A 15,240-nucleotide genomic window follows, 5' to 3' on the forward strand; every position below is an offset into this window, starting at 1 on the left:
CCGGTTCCGTCCGCTCGCGCCCCCGGGGAGTCAGGTCGGCCGGGGCCTGGTGCGTCCTTCCTGTGTGACCACTGACGACTCCCCCTCCAAAATGCCCGCCCGGGACACCTGGCGGGCCCTCTACCGCCACTTCCGCCCCCATCGCGCCACCGTCGCCCTGGGGGCGCTGCTGACCCTGGCCGGGTCCGCCACCGGACTCGCGCAGCCGCTCGCCGCCAAGGCCCTGGTGGACCGGCTCGGCGGGGACGAGCCGGTCGCGGGCGTGCTCGTCCTGCTCACCGCGCTCGTCGTGCTGGGCACGGTGGTCGAGTCCTGCGGGGCGTACGTCCTGGAGCGCACCGCCGAGTCCGTCGTCCTCGCCGCCCGGCGCTCCCTCATCGGCCGGCTGCTGCGGCTGCGGCTGCCCGAGGTCGAACGGCTGCCCCCGGGCGACCTGATGTCCCGGGTGACCTCCGACACCACCCTGCTGCGGGCCGTCACCACCCAGTCCGTGGTCTCGGCGGCGACCGGCGGGCTCACCTTCCTCGCGACGATCGCGATGATGGCGTACATGGACGCCGTCCTGCTCGGGGTGACGCTCGGCGTGATCGTCCTGATCGGCTCGGCGGTGGCCCTGGTGATGCCGCGGATCGCCCGGGCGACCGCGCGGGCCCAGGAGTCGGTGGCCGAGATATCCACCGTCCTGGAGCGCGCGTTCGGCGCCTTCCGCACGGTCAAGGCCTCCGGCGCCGAGGGACGCGAGACGGCGGTCGTGGACGCCGCCGCCGAGGAGGCCTGGCGGCACGGGGTGCGCTCGGCCAAGTGGCAGTCGCTGGCCGGGACTTCGGTCGGGCTCGCGGTGCAGGTGTCGTTCCTGTCGGTGCTCGGCATCGGCGGCGCCCGGGTCGCCTCGGGGGCGATCTCGGTGTCGACGCTCGTGGCGTTCCTGCTGTTCCTGTTCTATCTGATCGACCCGGTCTCCCGGCTGGTGCAGGCCGCCACGCAGTACCAGGTGGGCTCGGCGGCGATCGCCCGGATCGAGGAGGCCGAGCGCCTGGAGACCGAGGAGCCGGAGCCCTCGGCGCGGGCCGACGCGCCCGCCACGGGGGCCGCCCGGGTCGTCTTCGACGAGGTGACCTTCCGCTACCGCGACGACCTCCCGTACGTCCACCACGGTGTCTCCTTCGAGGTGCCCGGGGCCGGGATGACCGCGTTCGTGGGGCCCTCGGGCGCGGGCAAGACGACCGTCTTCGCGCTGATCGAGCGGTTCTACGAGGCGACCGGCGGCCGGATCCTGATCGACGGCCGGGACGTGCGCGACTGGCCGCTGGCCGAGCTGCGCGCCGCCATCGGCTACGTCGAGCAGGACTCCCCCGTGCTCGCCGGGACCGTCCGCGAGAACCTGGTCTTCGGCGCCCCGGACGCCACGGACGCCGACATCGCCGACGTCCTCGTACGGGCCAAGCTGGACACGCTGGTGGAGCGGCTGCCGGACGGTCTGGACACCGTGGTCGGGCACCGGGGTTCGAAGCTGTCGGGCGGGGAGCGGCAGAGGGTGGCGATCGCGCGGGCGCTGCTGCGGCGGCCGCGCTTGCTGCTCCTGGACGAGGCGACCTCGCAGCTGGACGCGGTCAACGAGCTGGCGCTGCGGGACGTGGTGGCCGAGGCCGCGCGGGAGACCACGGTCCTGGTGGTGGCGCACCGGCTGTCCACCGTGACGCTGGCGGACCGGATCGTGGTCATGGAGGCGGGGAAGGTACGGGCGGTGGGCACCCATGCCGAGCTGGTGGCCGGGGATCCGCTCTACGGGGAGCTGGCGGCGACCCAGTTCCTGGCGACGGCCTGATCCGTCCCGCCGACGGGCGCGGCCGCTCCCGCCGGTCGGGGCGGTCCCGACTGATCGTGGCGACCCGACCTGATCGTGGCGGACCCGACCTGATCGGGCGGTCCCCGACCTGATCGGACCGTCGTGGGAGGCCGCCTTCCGGGGCCGCGGCGATACTGCGGATCATGGACGCATCCGTGACCCGCGGCCTGGCTCGCCGGCTGCTGCCGCCCGTGACGGCGGTCCTCGCCACCGCCGCCCTGCTGGCCGGCTGCTCCGGCTCCGGCGCCCCCACCGCGCACGCCCCGGCGCGGGCCGACGTGGCCGCGCCGAGGAAGGCCGAGGCGCCCCGGCGGGCGGACGGGGGCGGCCTCCAGGCCGACTACGAGAGGGTGATCAAGGACGTGCTGTCCTCGGTCGTCCAGATCGACGCGGCCAACAGCCTGGGCTCCGGCGTCGTCTACGACGCCCAGGGCCACATCGTCACCAACGCCCATGTGGTGGGCGGCGAGAACACCTTCAAGGTGTCCACCGCCACCGGCGGCGGTGCCATCGGGGCGAAACTGGTGGCGGCCTACCCCGAGCAGGATCTCGCCGTGATCAAGCTGGACGCGGTGCCGAAGGGGCTGAAGCCGGCCAGGTTCGGGGACTCCTCGAAGGTCGAGATGGGCCAGATCGTGCTGGCCATGGGCTCGCCGCTCGGGCTGTCCAGCAGCGTCACCCAGGGCATCGTCTCGGCGACCGGCCGGACGGTCACCGAGAGCCGGGCGGGCGGCGGCACCGGCGCCACCATCGGCAACATGGTGCAGACGTCGGCGGCGATCAACCCCGGCAACAGCGGGGGCGCGCTGGTCAATCTGGACAGCGAGATCATCGGCATCCCCACGCTGGCGGCGACCGACCCGGACATGGGCGGCAGCGCGGCCCCGGGCATCGGGTTCGCCATCCCGGTCTCGATGGTGAGGACGGTCGCGGACCAGATCATCAAGAGCGGCAAGGTGACCGACTCCGGCCGGGCGGCCCTGGGTGTGACCGGGCGTACGGTGGTCGACTCCGGTTACCGGCCGGCGGGCGTCGCGATCGTCGAGGTGAAGGGCGGCGGGGCGGCCGACAGGGCCGGGCTGCGGGCCGGGGACATCATCACTCGGCTCGGGGAGACCGAGATCGGCACCATCACCTCGCTGTCGGAGGCGCTTGCCGCGGCGAAGCCCGGCCAGACCGTCCAGGTGACCTACAGCCGCGGCGGCTCGGTGCGGACCGCCACGGTCACGCTCGGCGAAATCTGAGACGCCGGGCCCCGAACCACCGAGCCGGCACCCCCGCCCGACGCACGGCAGCGCCGCTCACGGCCCTACGACCGGTACGCACCACAACGGCCGCCCTCGACGAGAGCCGTCGCGGCCGGATCCCTGGGCCCCGCGCCCGCACACCCGCCCGACGCAAGGCTGCGCCGCCACGGGCCGAGGACGGGTTCGGGCCACACGGGACCACAACGGCCACCCCGTGCGAGAGCCGTCACGGCGGGTCCGGGAAGCACCTCCCCCCGCACACCCGCCCGACGCACGGGCAGCGCCGCCCGCGAGCCGACAATCGGGGCGGGACTCGACGGCCGCCCTCGGCGAGAGCCGTCGCGGCCGGGTCCCGGGGGCGTCGCCCCCGCACGCGCGCCCGGCGCGCGGCGGCGCCCGCGGGCCGGGTGGGTCCGCGGGCGCCGCCCCGTGCCACCGTGCGTCAGCCCGCGTCGGCCTGGAGGCTCATCGGGCCGTAGATCTTCTTGCCGTCGTCGAAGAGGTGCACCTGGTCGGCGCCGCCCTCCAGCAGGTCCTTCCAGACCTCACCGATCCAGGACTCCGCGTCGCCCTGGGTCGTGAACTCCTCCGGTGTCACCGCCGGCTCGACCTCCGTCCCGTCGGACTTCTCGAATCGCCACGTCCACGCCATGTCCGCCTCCCGGGTCACGTTGCTGCCCGCAGCGTATCCGGGCGCGCACCGGCCGCGGTGACGCGGGAGGATCGTCTTCGTGGAACTGACTCTCCTCGGCACCGGAGCCCCCGACGGGCTGCCGCGCCCCGACTGCCCCTGCGCCGCGTGCGCCTCGGCCCGCGGCGACCAGGCGCGCGCCGCGACCGCCCTGCTCGTCGACGGCGCCCTGCTGCTCGATCTGACCCCCGGGGCGGCCCTGGCCGCCGCCCGGTCCGGGCACTCGCTCACGGGCGTACGGCAGGTCCTGCTCACCCATCCGCACGACGGGCCCGCGGTGGAGCTGCCGCCCGGGCTGCCGTCGGCCGGGCGGGTGCCGGACGGCCGGGTGCTGACGCTGATCAGCGGGCACCGGGTGCGGGCCGTGCCGATGGACGCGCCCGGCACGGGGTACGAGGTGACCTCGCCGGAGGGCGAGCGGCTGCTGTACCTGCCGCCCGGCGGGGCGCCCTCGGGGATGGCCGGGGTGTCGCATCCGTACGACATGGTGGTCTGCGACGTGCTGGGGCGGCCGGACGCGCTGGCCCGGCTGCGGGCGGCGGGCGCGGTGGGGGCCGCCACGGACGTGGTGGCCGCGCACATCGGCCACGACGTGCCGCCCGGGCGCGAGTTGGCCCGCCGGCTCGCGGCGGCCGGGGCGCGGGCGGTGCCGGACGGGTCGACGCTGATCGTCGGGGAGTACCACGCGGTGCCCGATCTGCCGCGCCGCACCCTGGTCCTCGGCGGGGCGCGCTCGGGCAAGTCGGTGGAGGCCGAACGCCGTCTGGAGGCCTTCCCCGAGGTGGTGTACGTGGCGACCGGCGGCACCCGCGAGGGCGACCCGGAGTGGGCGGCGCGGGTCGGCCTGCACCGCGACCGGCGGCCCGGCGCCTGGCGTACGGAGGAGACCTGCGAGCTGGTGCCGCTGCTGGCCTCCGAGGGCCCCGCGCTGCTCGTGGACTGCCTGTCGCTGTGGCTGACCGACGCCATGGACCGGGCCGGGGCGTGGGAGGAGGAGAAGCTGCCGCGGGCGGTGCGCGAGCGGGTGGCCGAGCTGGTCGCGGCGGTGCGGGCGACCCCGAGGACCGTGGTGTTCGTCAGCAACGAGGTGGGGTCGGGGGTGGTGCCCGCGACGCGCGCGGGGCGGGTGTTCCGGGACGAGCTGGGCCGGCTCAACTCGGCGGTGGCGGCCGAGTGCGAGCACGTCCTGCTGGTCGTCGCCGGGCAGGCCCTGGTGCTGCGCGGCTGAGCCGGGCGGGCGCCGGGGCGCGATCCCGCCCCACCACCGGTGGGGTGGACACCGCCTGCCGGTACTGTTCGGCGAATGAGCAGGCTGAATCTCGACGACTTCTCCGATCTGATCGAACGCCCCGACAGCGGTGTGCGGCGTGACGCCGAGGAACGCCGGGAGCGGCTGACCGTGCCGCCCGGCGCGCTCGGCCGGCTCGACGAACTGGGCGAGTGGCTCTCCGCCGCCCAGGGCGCGGTGCCGGTCAGGCCCATCGAGCACCCGCGCGTGATCCTCTTCGCCGGTGACCACGGCATCGCCGAACTGGGCGTCTCGGCCCGCCCGGCGGGCTCCGCGCACACCCTGGTGCGGTCCGTGCTGGACGGCGGCGGCCCCGTCTCCGTCCTGGCCCGCCGCCTGGGCGCCCCCGTACGGGTCGTGGACGCGGGGCTGGACTGCGACCCCGCGCTGCTGCCCGAGGACGTCGTACGGCACCGCGTGCGGCGCGGCAGCGGGCGGATCGACATCGAGGACGCGCTGACCGTCGAGGAGGCCGAGGCGGCTGTACGCCTCGGGATGCGGATCGCCGACGAGGAGGCCGACTCCGGCACCGACCTGGTGGTGCTCGGCGACCTCAGCGTGGGCGGCACCACCGCCGCGGCCACCCTGATCGCGGCGCTGTGCGGCACCGACGCCTCGGTCGTCACCGGGCGTGGCGGGGCGACGATCGACGACCTGGCGTGGATGCGCAAGTGCGCGGCGATCCGGGACGCGCTGCGCCGGGCGCGGCCGGTCCTGGGCGACCAGCTGGAGCTGCTGGCGGCCGTCGGCGGGGCCGACCTTGCCGCGACCACCGGTTTTCTGCTTCAGTGCGCGGTGCGCCGAACGCCGGTCATCCTGGACGGGGTGGTCTCGTCGGCCTGCGCGCTGGTTGCCCAGCGGGCCGCCTTCCGGGCTCCGGACTGGTGGCTGGCCGGTCAGCTGAGCGGGGAGCCGGCCCAGTCCAAGGCATTGGACCGGATGGCACTCAACCCCCTGCTCGACCACGGCGTCACTGTGGGTGAAGGAACCGGGGCCCTGCTCGCCCTCCCTCTCGTGCAGGCCGCCGCCGCCCTGGCGGCGGAGCTTGCCGAGCGTGCGGAGACCGAGGGGGATCGCACCGAAGACTGAGCCGCGGCGCGGCCGGGCATCGCCCGGCCGCGCCCGTGACCGCCCCGAGGCGCGATGTCCACTGCCCCATATGATCGCGTTTCATGGGAGAAGTCCGCTTGACCACCGAAGGATTGACCCGGAGTACCGTCCGGTCGCGACGCAGTGCGGCCTTCGCCGTCTGGTACCTGCGTGCCGTGACGTTCATCAACTTCCTGAGCGCCGTGTGGGTTTCCCTGGGCCAGGACCTTCGGCGTCACAACACGGACAACTACTTCACGCCGTACCTGCTCGACGCGGGGTTCGCCTCGGGCGTGTTCACGCTGTTCCTGGCGGTCACCATGCGCCGCCGCAAGCGTGCCGCCTGGATCCTCAACATGGTGCTCAGCAGTCTCGTCCTGCTGCTGTTCGCGTTCGTCATGGTCTTCCCGGAGATCCGGCAGTACGCGCAGAACTGGGTGTCCCTGGTCCTGACCGCCGCGTTCGTCCTCGCCCTGATGCTGGGCCGCCGCGAGTTCTACGCCAAGGGCGACCGCGCCAACCCCCGGCTCGCGGCGGTCGTCGCGGCCGGCGGGCTGCTGCTCACCTCGCTGCTGGCCACGCTCCTGGTCACGGTGACCAACACGTACGAGGGGAATCAGCACTCCACGTTCCTGGGCCGCTGGCGCTACGGCGTGATGCGGCTCGTCTCGCTCGTCCCCGACGACCACGACATCACCGGGATCGACACCCCGGGCTGGGTCAACGTGGCCATCAACGTGCTCTCCACGCTGCTGCTGATCGCCGTGATCTACGCGGCCTTCCGCAACCGCAAGGCCGTCGACCCGCTCTCCGTGGAGGACGAGGAGAGGCTGCGCGCGCTCCTGGACAAGCAGGGCGAGCGCGACTCGCTCGGCTACTTCGCGCTGCGCCGCGAGAAGAGCGTCATCTGGTCCCCCACCGGCAAGGCCGCCGTGGCCTACCGGGTGGTGGGCGGCGTCTCGCTGGCCTCCGGCGACCCCATCGGCGACCCCGAGGCGTGGCCCGGCGCGATCGAGCCGTGGCTGGCCGAGGCGCGCGAGCACGGCTGGACCCCGGCGGTGATGGGCGCCAGCGAGGAGGGCGGCACCGTCTACGCCCGGCACGGCCTGGACGCCCTGGAGCTCGGCGACGAGGCGCTGGTGGAGACCGCCGACTTCACCCTGGACGGCCGGGCCATGCGGACCGTGCGCCAGGCGTACAACCGGGTGAAGCGTGCCGGGTACGAGGTGAGGATCCGCCGCCACGCGGACATTCCTGCCGATGAGATGAGTGAACTGCTGCGCAAGGCCGACGACTGGCGCGACGGCGCCACCGAGCGCGGCTTCTCCATGGCCCTGGGCCGCCTCGGCGACCCGGCGGACGGCCAGTGCGTGATGCTGGAGTGCACCGACGGCGAGGGCGCCCTGCGGGCCGTGCTCAGCTTCGTGCCGTGGGGCCCGAACGGGCTCTCGCTGGACCTGATGCGCCGCGACCGGGACTCCGAGAACGGTCTGATGGAGTTCATGGTCATCGAGCTCCTCCAGCGCGCCAAGGAGATCCAGATCACCCAGGTCTCGCTGAACTTCGCGATGTTCCGCTCCGTCTTCGAACGCGGCTCGAAGCTCGGCGCGGGTCCGGTGCTGAGGCTGTGGCGCTCGCTGCTCAGCTTCTTCTCCCGCTGGTGGCAGATCGAGTCGCTGTACCGCGCCAACGCCAAGTACCGGCCGATCTGGGAGCCCCGCTTCATGCTCTTCGAGAAGTCCGCCGACCTGCCGCGCATCGGTATCGCCGCCGCCCGCGCCGAGGGCTTCCTGGAGGCGCCCGGACTGCCCAAGTGGCTGCACCGCAGGCACCTGGAGTCCCAGAGGTGAAGGGCCCCCGCTCCCTGCCGGGCAACGGACCAGTACGCCGGTTCGCCCGGCGGGAGTGGGGCCCCCTCCACCTCGCCGTCCGCTACGCGCTCTCCACCCAGCGCTGGCGGGCGGTCCCCATGACCCTCGGCGCGGTCGCGCTGACATCGTTGTTCCAGGTGGTGCAGAACCAGCCATGGGGCTTCCGCCCGGTCCAGGTCATCGGCTCGGTGAAGGCCGAGGACGCCCTGGCCGTCTCCCTCCTGCGCACCCCCCTCTCCCTCTTCGTCCCGGCCCTGGACCTGCCGGTGTGGGGCGCGCTCGCCCAGCTGCTGCTGGTCTTCGGGGTCGCCGAGATCTGCATCGGCCGCCGCCACACCCTGCTCATCGCCTACGCGGCGACCCTGGCCGGGACGATGTACGCGCGCGTGGGCATCGCGCTCGGCCCCGACAGCGTCCTGGGGCTGCCCGCCTCGGACGCCAGGATGGTCGACACCGGCCCCTCGGCCGCGGTGGTGGGGCTGGCGGTGTACGTGTGCTGGCGCTACCGGGCGTACTGGACGGCCGGGGTCGTCACCGCCTCGATGGCCGGCGAGGTGGTGGTCAAGGACAACCTCGCGGGCAAGGAGCACATCGCGGCCATCGTCGCGGTGGGCGTGCTCTGCTGGATCACCTCGGTGCGCCAGAAGCGGCGCCGCGCCCGCGCCGCTCAGGGCCGGCGCGCCGGCAGCCTGTCCGGGGCCCCGCCGATGAAGTCCTGAGCCCGTCGCCGCAGCCGCGTCCAGCGCCGGTCGTGCCGGTAGACCCGCAGGGCCGAGCGGGCGCGGGCCCGGGCGCGCCCGCGGTAGAAGCGGCGCGCCCACGGGGAGCCCGGCCGGGCGAGGCGGATCGCGGCGACGAGCGCCACGAACGGGACGAGCGCACCCACGACGGCGAGCCGGAACTTGCCCTTGACCAGCGCGATCAGCACGAACCCGAAGTTGACGGCCAGGGTGAGCAGGAACGACGCCCGGTCGTGGCTCTCCTGCGGGGTCATGTCGTTGACGCCGAGCGGTGAGAACCCGGCGAGGGCGAGCAGCACCAGGGCGGCGGTCAGCACCACCACCTCGACGCTCTTGCGGCCCTGCTCGGTCCAGTAGACGTCGTCCAGGTGCAGGATCAGCGCGAACTCGTCGAGGACCAGGCCGGCGCCCATCCCGAAGACCACCGCGAAGACACCGGCGCCGATCCCGTGCCGCCCGCTGGCGACCGCCCCGAACCCGCCCACCACGGTGAGGACCACCCCCGGCACCACGTGGTGGATGTGCAGACCGCCCGGCCGGATGTTGCGGAACGGGCCGCGCCCGGCCCGGATGAGCCGGGTGATCGTACGGGTGACGACGAACGTCAGCACGAACGACGCCAGGGCGAGCAGCATGGGGAGCTTGCCCGGCTCGACGACGTTCCGGCTGAACCAGCTCATCCCCCTCCGATCCACAGGGCTGCAATAGGGGCAACAGGGGCAATTTACCCCTGCGAGGCGGAGAGCGGCGCCCGGGATACCCTGCGCCCGATGAATCCCATGGACGGCATACGCTTCGCCTTCGGCACGCTGACGGTGCTCCCGGTCCGGGTCACCCGCTGGGACCGCGCGGCGGCCCGCTCCGGGATGCTCTGGGCGCCCCTGGCGGGCCTGGTCGTGGGCGTCTGCGCGGCGGCCGCCGGGGGCCTGCTCCTGCTCCTCGGCTCCGGTCCGCTGCTCGCCGCCGTCGCCACGGCGGCGGTCCCGGCCGCGCTCACCCGGGGCCTGCACCTGGACGGCCTGGCGGACGTGGCGGACGGGCTCGGCAGCGCGAAGCCCGCCGAGGACGCCCTGCGGATCATGAAGCAGTCGGACATCGGCCCGTTCGGGGTCCTCACCCTCGTCCTCGTCCTCCTGGCCCAGGTGGCGGCCCTGGCCGAGCTGTACGCGGAGAGCTGGGCCCGGGGCGCGCTCGCGGCGGCGGTGGCGGCCGTCACGGCCCGTCTGGCCCTCACCCTGGCCTGCCGCCCCGGAGTCCCCCCGGCCCGCCCCGACGGCCTGGGGGCGGCGGTGGCGGGGGCGGTGCCGCGGCGGGCCGCGGCGGGGGTGGCCGTGCTGGTGGCGGCGGGGTGCGCGGCGGCCGGGCTGGCGCTGGGCCTTGGCGCGGCCCTGCACCACACCCTGGCACTCCTGGCGGCCCTGGCGGCGGCCCAGCTGCTGCTGGCCCACTGCGTACGCCGCTTCGGCGGGGTGACCGGGGACGTGTTCGGGGCCCTGGCCGAGACGGCGGCGACGGCCGCGCTGGTCGTGGCGGCGCTGGGGGCGGGCTAGGCACCGCGCGACCGGCCGGGGAGGGCTAGGCACCGCGCGGCCGGGTCTGCACGGCCCGCCCCCGCCGACGCGTCACTGGCACGCCCGGCGCCACGTCCCCAGCTCCAGCTCCTTGCGCATCGAGCTCAGTCCCAGCTTCCGCGCCACCGCGCAGAACGTGGCGGGCGCCTTGTCGTACTCGACGTGGAAGACCGTTTTCCCGGCGCGGGTGAACGCGCCGAGCGCCTCGCACTCGCCGAACTCCGCGCACTGCTCGTTCACCGCGAAGTCGAACTCCCCCACCAGCTCCGGGATCTGGTCGAGGTCGTTCTTCAGCCCGACGGCGAGCCCCCGCTCATGGGCGAGCCGCGCGACGAGCCGGTTGTACGCGAGCTGGTGCGCCGCCGTGAGGGGGAAGCCGGTCTCGTTGGCGTAGCCGTCCATGTTGTCCGGCTCGACCGCGTCGAACCCCTTCTCCCGGCACATGTCGAACCGCTTGGCCATCAGCGGCGCCAGGACGTCCGTACGGCGGACGTCCAGCCAGCGCTCGCCCTCCCAGCCGTTCGACTTGCCCAGCACCGACGCGGGGAACCGGTCGGCGTCCGGGCGGAAGTCCTCCCAGGCGCCGGTGGAGACGTAGCAGATCACCTTGCGCCCGCGCCGGTGCAGATCGTCGACCTGCGCCCTGGACACGTGGAAGCCGTCGACGTCGTACACCGGCACGTCCACCGACGGGTCGAGCTTCCCGGTGAGCTGCCACTGCCAGGCGAGCCCGGGCCGCGGCTGCCAGTGCCCGGGGGCGGGGCCCGGCGCGGACGGGGACGGGGACGGGGAGACGGACGGGGACGCGGACGGGGACGTCACGGCGCCGGACTCGTCCGGCCCCGGCCTGTCGTCGTCCGAGGAGTCCGAGGAGGAGCACCCCGCGAGCAGGAGCAGCAGCAGGACCAGCGCGAGCGGGAGGCGGCGTGTCATCGGGCGGGCTCCAGGAGGTACGGCAGCGTGCCCCAGGGGTGCGGGGCGTCGCCCGGCACCACGCAGTGCACGGGCGTGGTCGGCCGGGCGCCGTGCGGGGCCGCGTAGACGAGGTGGCAGAAGCGCTCCGGCGGATGGGCCAGGGTCCACTGCGGGGCGCCCGCCCCAGGGTAGGCCGTCCAGGTGCCCTCGTACGTGACGAGCAGGTCCGCGAGGGCGGCGTACCCGGGGTGCGGGTGGGTGCCGTGGTTGAGCACCAGCGTGCGGGCCCCGGCGGCGCGGGCCGCGACGGACAGGCGCCGGTAGTGCGCGAGGAGTGCCGGATCGGTGGCCGCCTGGTCGAGGAAGGCGCCGTCGGCCCCGTACCAGTCGCGGTGGCGCAGCAGGTCGCGGACGACATCGGCGTGCGGACGGCGGCCGTAGTCCGTGTCCGCGTAGCCGAGGACGGGGACGCCGGCCGCCCGCAGCCGGGCCGCGGCCTCGGCGAACACCGCGTCGGGGGCCTGCCCGGCGCCGCTGGCGGGGTTGAGCACGACCCCGTACAGCCGGGGCGCCGCCGCGATGAGCGTCTCCCAGGCGTCGGGCCGGTCGGCCGGGTGGTCGTAGAACGGGACGAGGAGGGTCCGCTCGGGGGCGGGAGGGGCGGGCGCGGCCGAGGTGGCGGGTGCCGGATGCGGGGCGGGCGCGGCCGAGGTAGCGGGTGCCGGATGCGGGGCGGGCGCGGCCGAGGTGGCGGGTGCCGGATGCGGGGCGGGTGCGGTGTGCGGGGCGGGTGGGACAGGTGGGGCGTATGGGTGCGGGGTCTGCGGGTGCATCGGGTGCGTGGCTTCTCTTCCTGTACGCGGAGCCGCCATGGACCCCGCTTCGGGCTGGGGTCATGCGCGGTGGGCCGTCGCCCGTCCCAGCAGCGCCCCCACGAGCACGGCGAGCACCAGCGCGGCGACGCCCGCCACCACCGGCCCGACCGTGTCCGGGTGGCCCGCCCCGGTCACCAGGGTCAGCACCTGCGCCCCGGCCGCCGCACAGCACACGGCGGCGGCGGAGCGGACGGCGCCGTAGGACTGGAGCAGCAGCGCGGTCCACAGGACCATGCCGGTGAGCAGCAGCCCCGTCAGCCGGAGCGCGCCGAGGTGCGGGGCGCCCGGCCACAGCGGCGTCCCGGCGACGGTGAGGGCGAGGAGGACGGCGAGATAGCCGCCGAGGCAGGCCGCGAGGGTGGCCGCGGTCGCCCGGCGGAAGCCGCGGGCGGTGGTGGCCCGCAGCCCCGCTCTGCTCCCGCTGCGGAAGCGGTACAGCAGCCACTCGGCGGGCCCCATGCTCAGGGTGAGCGCGACGGCCGAGGGCGCGGCCACGGCGGACCCGGCGCCGTCGGCGAGCACGTCCCCGACGGCCGCGTACAGCACCAGCACGCCGGTGCCGAGGCCGAACAGCGCGTACGGGACGGCGGCGGCCAGGGACGGGCCCGGCCGGCCGTCGCCCGCGCCCGCACCACCGCCACCCGCACCACCGCCACCCGCACCACCGCCGCCCGACGCGCGTCGGGCGAAGCCGGTCGCGGCGGCGAGCGAGAGCAGCAGCAGCGCGCAGCGCGGCGCGGCGGGCAGGTCGAGGACGGGAGCCGTCGCGGCGCCCGCCGCCACCGGCGCCAGCGCGTACAGCAGGTCCCGCTCGCGCCCCAGGACGAGCAGCACGGTCGCCGCCGCCAGATAGACCGCCTGCCCGGCGGCGAAGCCGACCGCGGGCAGTTCGCCCGGCCCGCCCACCGCCAGCGCCACCAGCGCGCCCAGCACCGCCCCCAGCGGGGCCCCGGTGCGCAGGGCGGCACGGGCGGCGGCCCGGTCGCCCAGGCCGAGCCACGTGTAGGCCCGGTGGGAGAGCCCCTGGTTCCACACCCAGCCGGTGACGGCCGAGGCGAGCAGCGGGACCGTACCGAAGGGCAGGCCGAAGCCGTCCTCGGGCCCGGCGAGCAGCGGGGCGCCCAGGACGTACGCGAGGCCGGGCAGCGCGAAGACCAGGCCGCGCAGCAGACAGGCGCCCAGGGAGCTGTGCCAGGGGTCGGCGGCCGGGGCCGCGGCGGACGGGTAGCGGCGCGCCACGCGCGCGTAGAGGTCCTCGGCGAGCTCGAAGGAGTCGTGGCGGCCGTAGGCCGTACGGATGTGGGAGTCGGTCATGCCGTCGGACTCCAGGATGGCCGCGACCTCGTCCGGGTGGACGGCGGCCGCGATCAACTCCTCCATCCGGTCGGCGAGTTCGTCGACGGGGTCGGCGGCGGGGGTGTGCGGGCGCTGGCGCGGGATGAAGGGCAGGGTGTGCCGGCCCTCCGCGCCCAGCCACAACGAGCCGCTCACCAGACGGACCCGTCCGACGCCAGCTCCCGGTACCAGGGGTCGGTGAGTTCGAGCGTCCAGTCGTCCGTCTCGCCGGGGACCTCGGCGCGGTCCTGGGCGCGGTCCTCGGCGGGACGTTCGGCGAGGGGCGCGGGGGCCGGCGCGTACCGGGGCAGGGGCTCGGGGGCCCCGGCGAGCTCCCGGTAGATCCGGCGGAAGCCGTCCACGGACCGGTGGAGGGTGAACTGCTCGACGACCCGGGCACGGGCCGACGCGCCCAGTCCGGCGCGCCGTTCGTGGTCGCGCAGCAGGGACAGGGCGGCCTCGGCCATCAGCGCGGGCTCGCGCGGCGGCACCACCAGGCCGGCGTCCCCGACCGCCTCGCGCACCCCGCCCACGTCCGTGGAGACCGTGGCGCGCCCGCAGGACATCGCCTCTATCAGCGAGAAGGGGAAGCCCTCGCTGATGCTGGAGAGCATCACCACGCTGCCCGCCGCGTAGGCGCCGGCGACGTCGCTGACCCGGCCCTCGTAGGTGATCCCGTCGGTGACGCCGAGTTCGGCGGCGAGCTTCTCCAGCTTGGTGCGGTAGTCCGCGTTGCCCGCCGGGACCGGTCCGAACAGCCGCAGCCGCACCTCCGGCAGCTCGGCCCTGACCATGGCGTACGCCCGGATCAGGGTCTCCAGGTCCTTGATGGGGTCGACGCGCCCGCACCAGCTGAGGGTGGGCACCGCCGGGTCGGGTCCGGCGTGCGGGAAGAGGCTGGGGTCGACACCGTTGTAGACCGTCCTGATGCGGTCGGCCGGCGCCCCGCCGCGCTCCTCCCAGCGACGGTTGTACTGGTTGCACGGGGTGATCAGGTCGGCCTGGCGGTACCCCGTGGAGTTCAGCTCGCGGTAGAAGCCGAGGATCAGCGACTTCACCGGCCAGCTCTGCTCGCCGGTGCGGTAGCCGAGATAGCGCTCGCGCAGATAGATGCCGTGCTCGGTGAGGAGGAACGGCACCCCGTCGAAGTGCTGGGCGGCCAGCGCGGGAAGGGTGGCGAGGCCGCTGCTGACCGCGTGCGCCACGCAGTCCTCGGGGAGGCGGGCGGTCAGCGGGCGCAGCGCGTGTTCGAGGAGGTCGGTGGCGGTCAGGGCGTCGTGCACGGTGGGCCGTGCGGCGGCTATCTCCAGATGCGGCATGGTCCAGATCCACATCAGGGACCGCAGCGCGGCCTCCGAGCGCAGCGCCCCCGAGAGCCGCCCGGCCCGGGCCAGCCGCGCCAGGGCGAAGAGCCCCTGGCCGAAGTCGCAGCCGGACCCCGGGTCGAGCATCGAGAGCAGGAACCGCTCGTAGACGTCTATGAAGCGGCGCCGCTCCTTGCCGAAGAGCGGCCGGCGCCGCGGCGCCGGCCCCCACAGGGGGAACGCCGTGTGCCGGTACACGTTCGGCGGCAGCTCCCAGGCGACCGGCTCGCGGCCGCTGCCGGTGAGGGCCAGGACGTGGAAGTCGACCTCCGGCATACCGCGGACGAGCTGGTCGCACCAGGTGCTCACACCCCCGTGGATGTGCGGATAGGTGCCTTCCGTGAGCATGGTGACATGACGGCCACTGCTCGGCATTGGTGTCCCCCCTGGACAGCGAATGTCGGTCGG

At 75.0% G+C, this 15,240-nt stretch carries 12 protein-coding genes and 1 pseudogene; 7 read left to right on the top strand and 6 right to left on the bottom strand.

The genetic code is table 11. From position 1 onward, the window contains the following. Positions 1–91: 91 nt before the first annotated feature. Together ABZ404_RS34485 and ABZ404_RS34490 are read left to right on the top strand one after the other, a co-directional pair. On the top strand, positions 92–1,825 hold the full coding sequence (locus ABZ404_RS34485; protein WP_358833673.1) for an ABC transporter ATP-binding protein: 1,734 nt from the start codon (positions 92–94) through the stop codon (positions 1,823–1,825). Between the two features lie 164 nt (positions 1,826–1,989). Then, entirely contained in the window at positions 1,990–3,090 is a 1,101-nt protein-coding gene (locus tag ABZ404_RS34490) for a trypsin-like peptidase domain-containing protein (protein WP_358833651.1), read from the top strand. 445 nt (positions 3,091–3,535) lie between these two features. Here the strand turns inward: ABZ404_RS34490 and ABZ404_RS34495 are convergent, their stop codons facing one another. Next, positions 3,536–3,745, bottom strand: coding sequence for a hypothetical protein (locus ABZ404_RS34495; RefSeq protein ID WP_358991247.1), 210 nt, complete (start codon positions 3,743–3,745; stop codon positions 3,536–3,538). 79 nt (positions 3,746–3,824) lie between these two features. On the opposite strand from ABZ404_RS34495, the gene ABZ404_RS34500 reads away from it, so the two are divergent. The 4 genes from ABZ404_RS34500 to ABZ404_RS34515 all read left to right on the top strand — a co-directional run bounded on the left by ABZ404_RS34500 (position 3,825) and on the right by ABZ404_RS34515 (position 8,751). Then, positions 3,825–5,012: a bifunctional adenosylcobinamide kinase/adenosylcobinamide-phosphate guanylyltransferase gene (locus ABZ404_RS34500; RefSeq protein WP_358991250.1), complete on the top strand. Its 1,188-nt coding sequence runs from the start codon at positions 3,825–3,827 to the stop codon at positions 5,010–5,012. Between the two features lie 75 nt (positions 5,013–5,087). Beyond that, the gene (gene cobT / locus ABZ404_RS34505; protein WP_358837860.1) at positions 5,088–6,161 is read left to right on the top strand and encodes a nicotinate-nucleotide--dimethylbenzimidazole phosphoribosyltransferase; all 1,074 of its coding nucleotides are present in this window, start codon (positions 5,088–5,090) and stop codon (positions 6,159–6,161) included. 83 nt (positions 6,162–6,244) lie between these two features. Next, on the top strand, positions 6,245–8,011 hold the full coding sequence (locus ABZ404_RS34510; RefSeq protein WP_358837614.1) for a phosphatidylglycerol lysyltransferase domain-containing protein: 1,767 nt from the start codon (positions 6,245–6,247) through the stop codon (positions 8,009–8,011). Then, positions 8,008–8,751, top strand: a complete 744-nt coding sequence (locus ABZ404_RS34515) for a hypothetical protein (RefSeq protein WP_358837615.1) — start codon at positions 8,008–8,010, stop codon at positions 8,749–8,751. Before ABZ404_RS34510 ends, ABZ404_RS34515 begins: the two co-directional genes overlap by 4 nt. On the opposite strand, the gene ABZ404_RS34520 is transcribed toward ABZ404_RS34515, so the two are convergent. Further along, a complete protein-coding gene (locus ABZ404_RS34520) occupies positions 8,700–9,452 on the bottom strand; it encodes a hypothetical protein (RefSeq protein WP_358837616.1) in 753 nt (250 codons plus the stop codon). The two genes, ABZ404_RS34515 and ABZ404_RS34520, sit on opposite strands and share 52 nt — an antisense overlap. A gap of 90 nt (positions 9,453–9,542) precedes the next feature. On the opposite strand from ABZ404_RS34520, the gene cobS reads away from it, so the two are divergent. Further along, positions 9,543–10,322 (top strand): adenosylcobinamide-GDP ribazoletransferase, encoded by a 780-nt coding sequence (gene cobS, locus ABZ404_RS34525; protein WP_358991253.1) that lies wholly within the window; start codon positions 9,543–9,545, stop codon positions 10,320–10,322. Positions 10,323–10,394: 72 nt separating this feature from the next. Here cobS and ABZ404_RS34530 read toward each other — a convergent pair whose 3' ends face one another. From ABZ404_RS34530 to pelF, 4 genes and pseudogenes are all read right to left on the bottom strand, one after another. Then, entirely contained in the window at positions 10,395–11,276 is an 882-nt protein-coding gene (locus ABZ404_RS34530; RefSeq protein ID WP_358837740.1) for an endo alpha-1,4 polygalactosaminidase, read from the bottom strand. After that, positions 11,273–11,899, bottom strand: a pseudogene (locus tag ABZ404_RS34535) (spherulation-specific family 4 protein); the annotation flags it as partial. The pseudogene ABZ404_RS34535 and the gene ABZ404_RS34530, both read right to left, overlap by 4 nt. Positions 11,900–12,151: 252 nt before the next feature. Next, complete coding sequence (locus ABZ404_RS34540) at positions 12,152–13,624, bottom strand: hypothetical protein (protein WP_358991256.1); 1,473 nt, start codon at positions 13,622–13,624, stop codon at positions 12,152–12,154. Then, entirely contained in the window at positions 13,621–15,207 is a 1,587-nt protein-coding gene (pelF, locus tag ABZ404_RS34545) for a GT4 family glycosyltransferase PelF (RefSeq protein ID WP_358836709.1), read from the bottom strand. Before pelF ends, ABZ404_RS34540 begins: the two co-directional genes overlap by 4 nt. Positions 15,208–15,240: the final 33 nt, after the last annotated feature.

Source organism: Streptomyces sp. NPDC005878 (assembly GCF_040629815.1).
Lineage (GTDB): Bacteria > Actinomycetota > Actinomycetes > Streptomycetales > Streptomycetaceae > Streptomyces.

Coding starts and splice junctions, on each gene's coding strand:
- ABZ404_RS34495 (WP_358991247.1), bottom strand. CDS start 3,745: ATGGCGTGGACGTGGCGATTCGAGAAGTCCGACGGGACGGAGGTCGAG.
- cobT (WP_358837860.1), top strand. CDS start 5,088: ATGAGCAGGCTGAATCTCGACGACTTCTCCGATCTGATCGAACGCCCC.
- cobS (WP_358991253.1), top strand. CDS start 9,543: ATGAATCCCATGGACGGCATACGCTTCGCCTTCGGCACGCTGACGGTG.
- ABZ404_RS34510 (WP_358837614.1), top strand. CDS start 6,245: ATGGGAGAAGTCCGCTTGACCACCGAAGGATTGACCCGGAGTACCGTC.
- pelF (WP_358836709.1), bottom strand. CDS start 15,207: ATGCCGAGCAGTGGCCGTCATGTCACCATGCTCACGGAAGGCACCTAT.
- ABZ404_RS34490 (WP_358833651.1), top strand. CDS start 1,990: ATGGACGCATCCGTGACCCGCGGCCTGGCTCGCCGGCTGCTGCCGCCC.
- ABZ404_RS34530 (WP_358837740.1), bottom strand. CDS start 11,276: ATGACACGCCGCCTCCCGCTCGCGCTGGTCCTGCTGCTGCTCCTGCTC.
- ABZ404_RS34485 (WP_358833673.1), top strand. CDS start 92: ATGCCCGCCCGGGACACCTGGCGGGCCCTCTACCGCCACTTCCGCCCC.
- ABZ404_RS34520 (WP_358837616.1), bottom strand. CDS start 9,452: ATGAGCTGGTTCAGCCGGAACGTCGTCGAGCCGGGCAAGCTCCCCATG.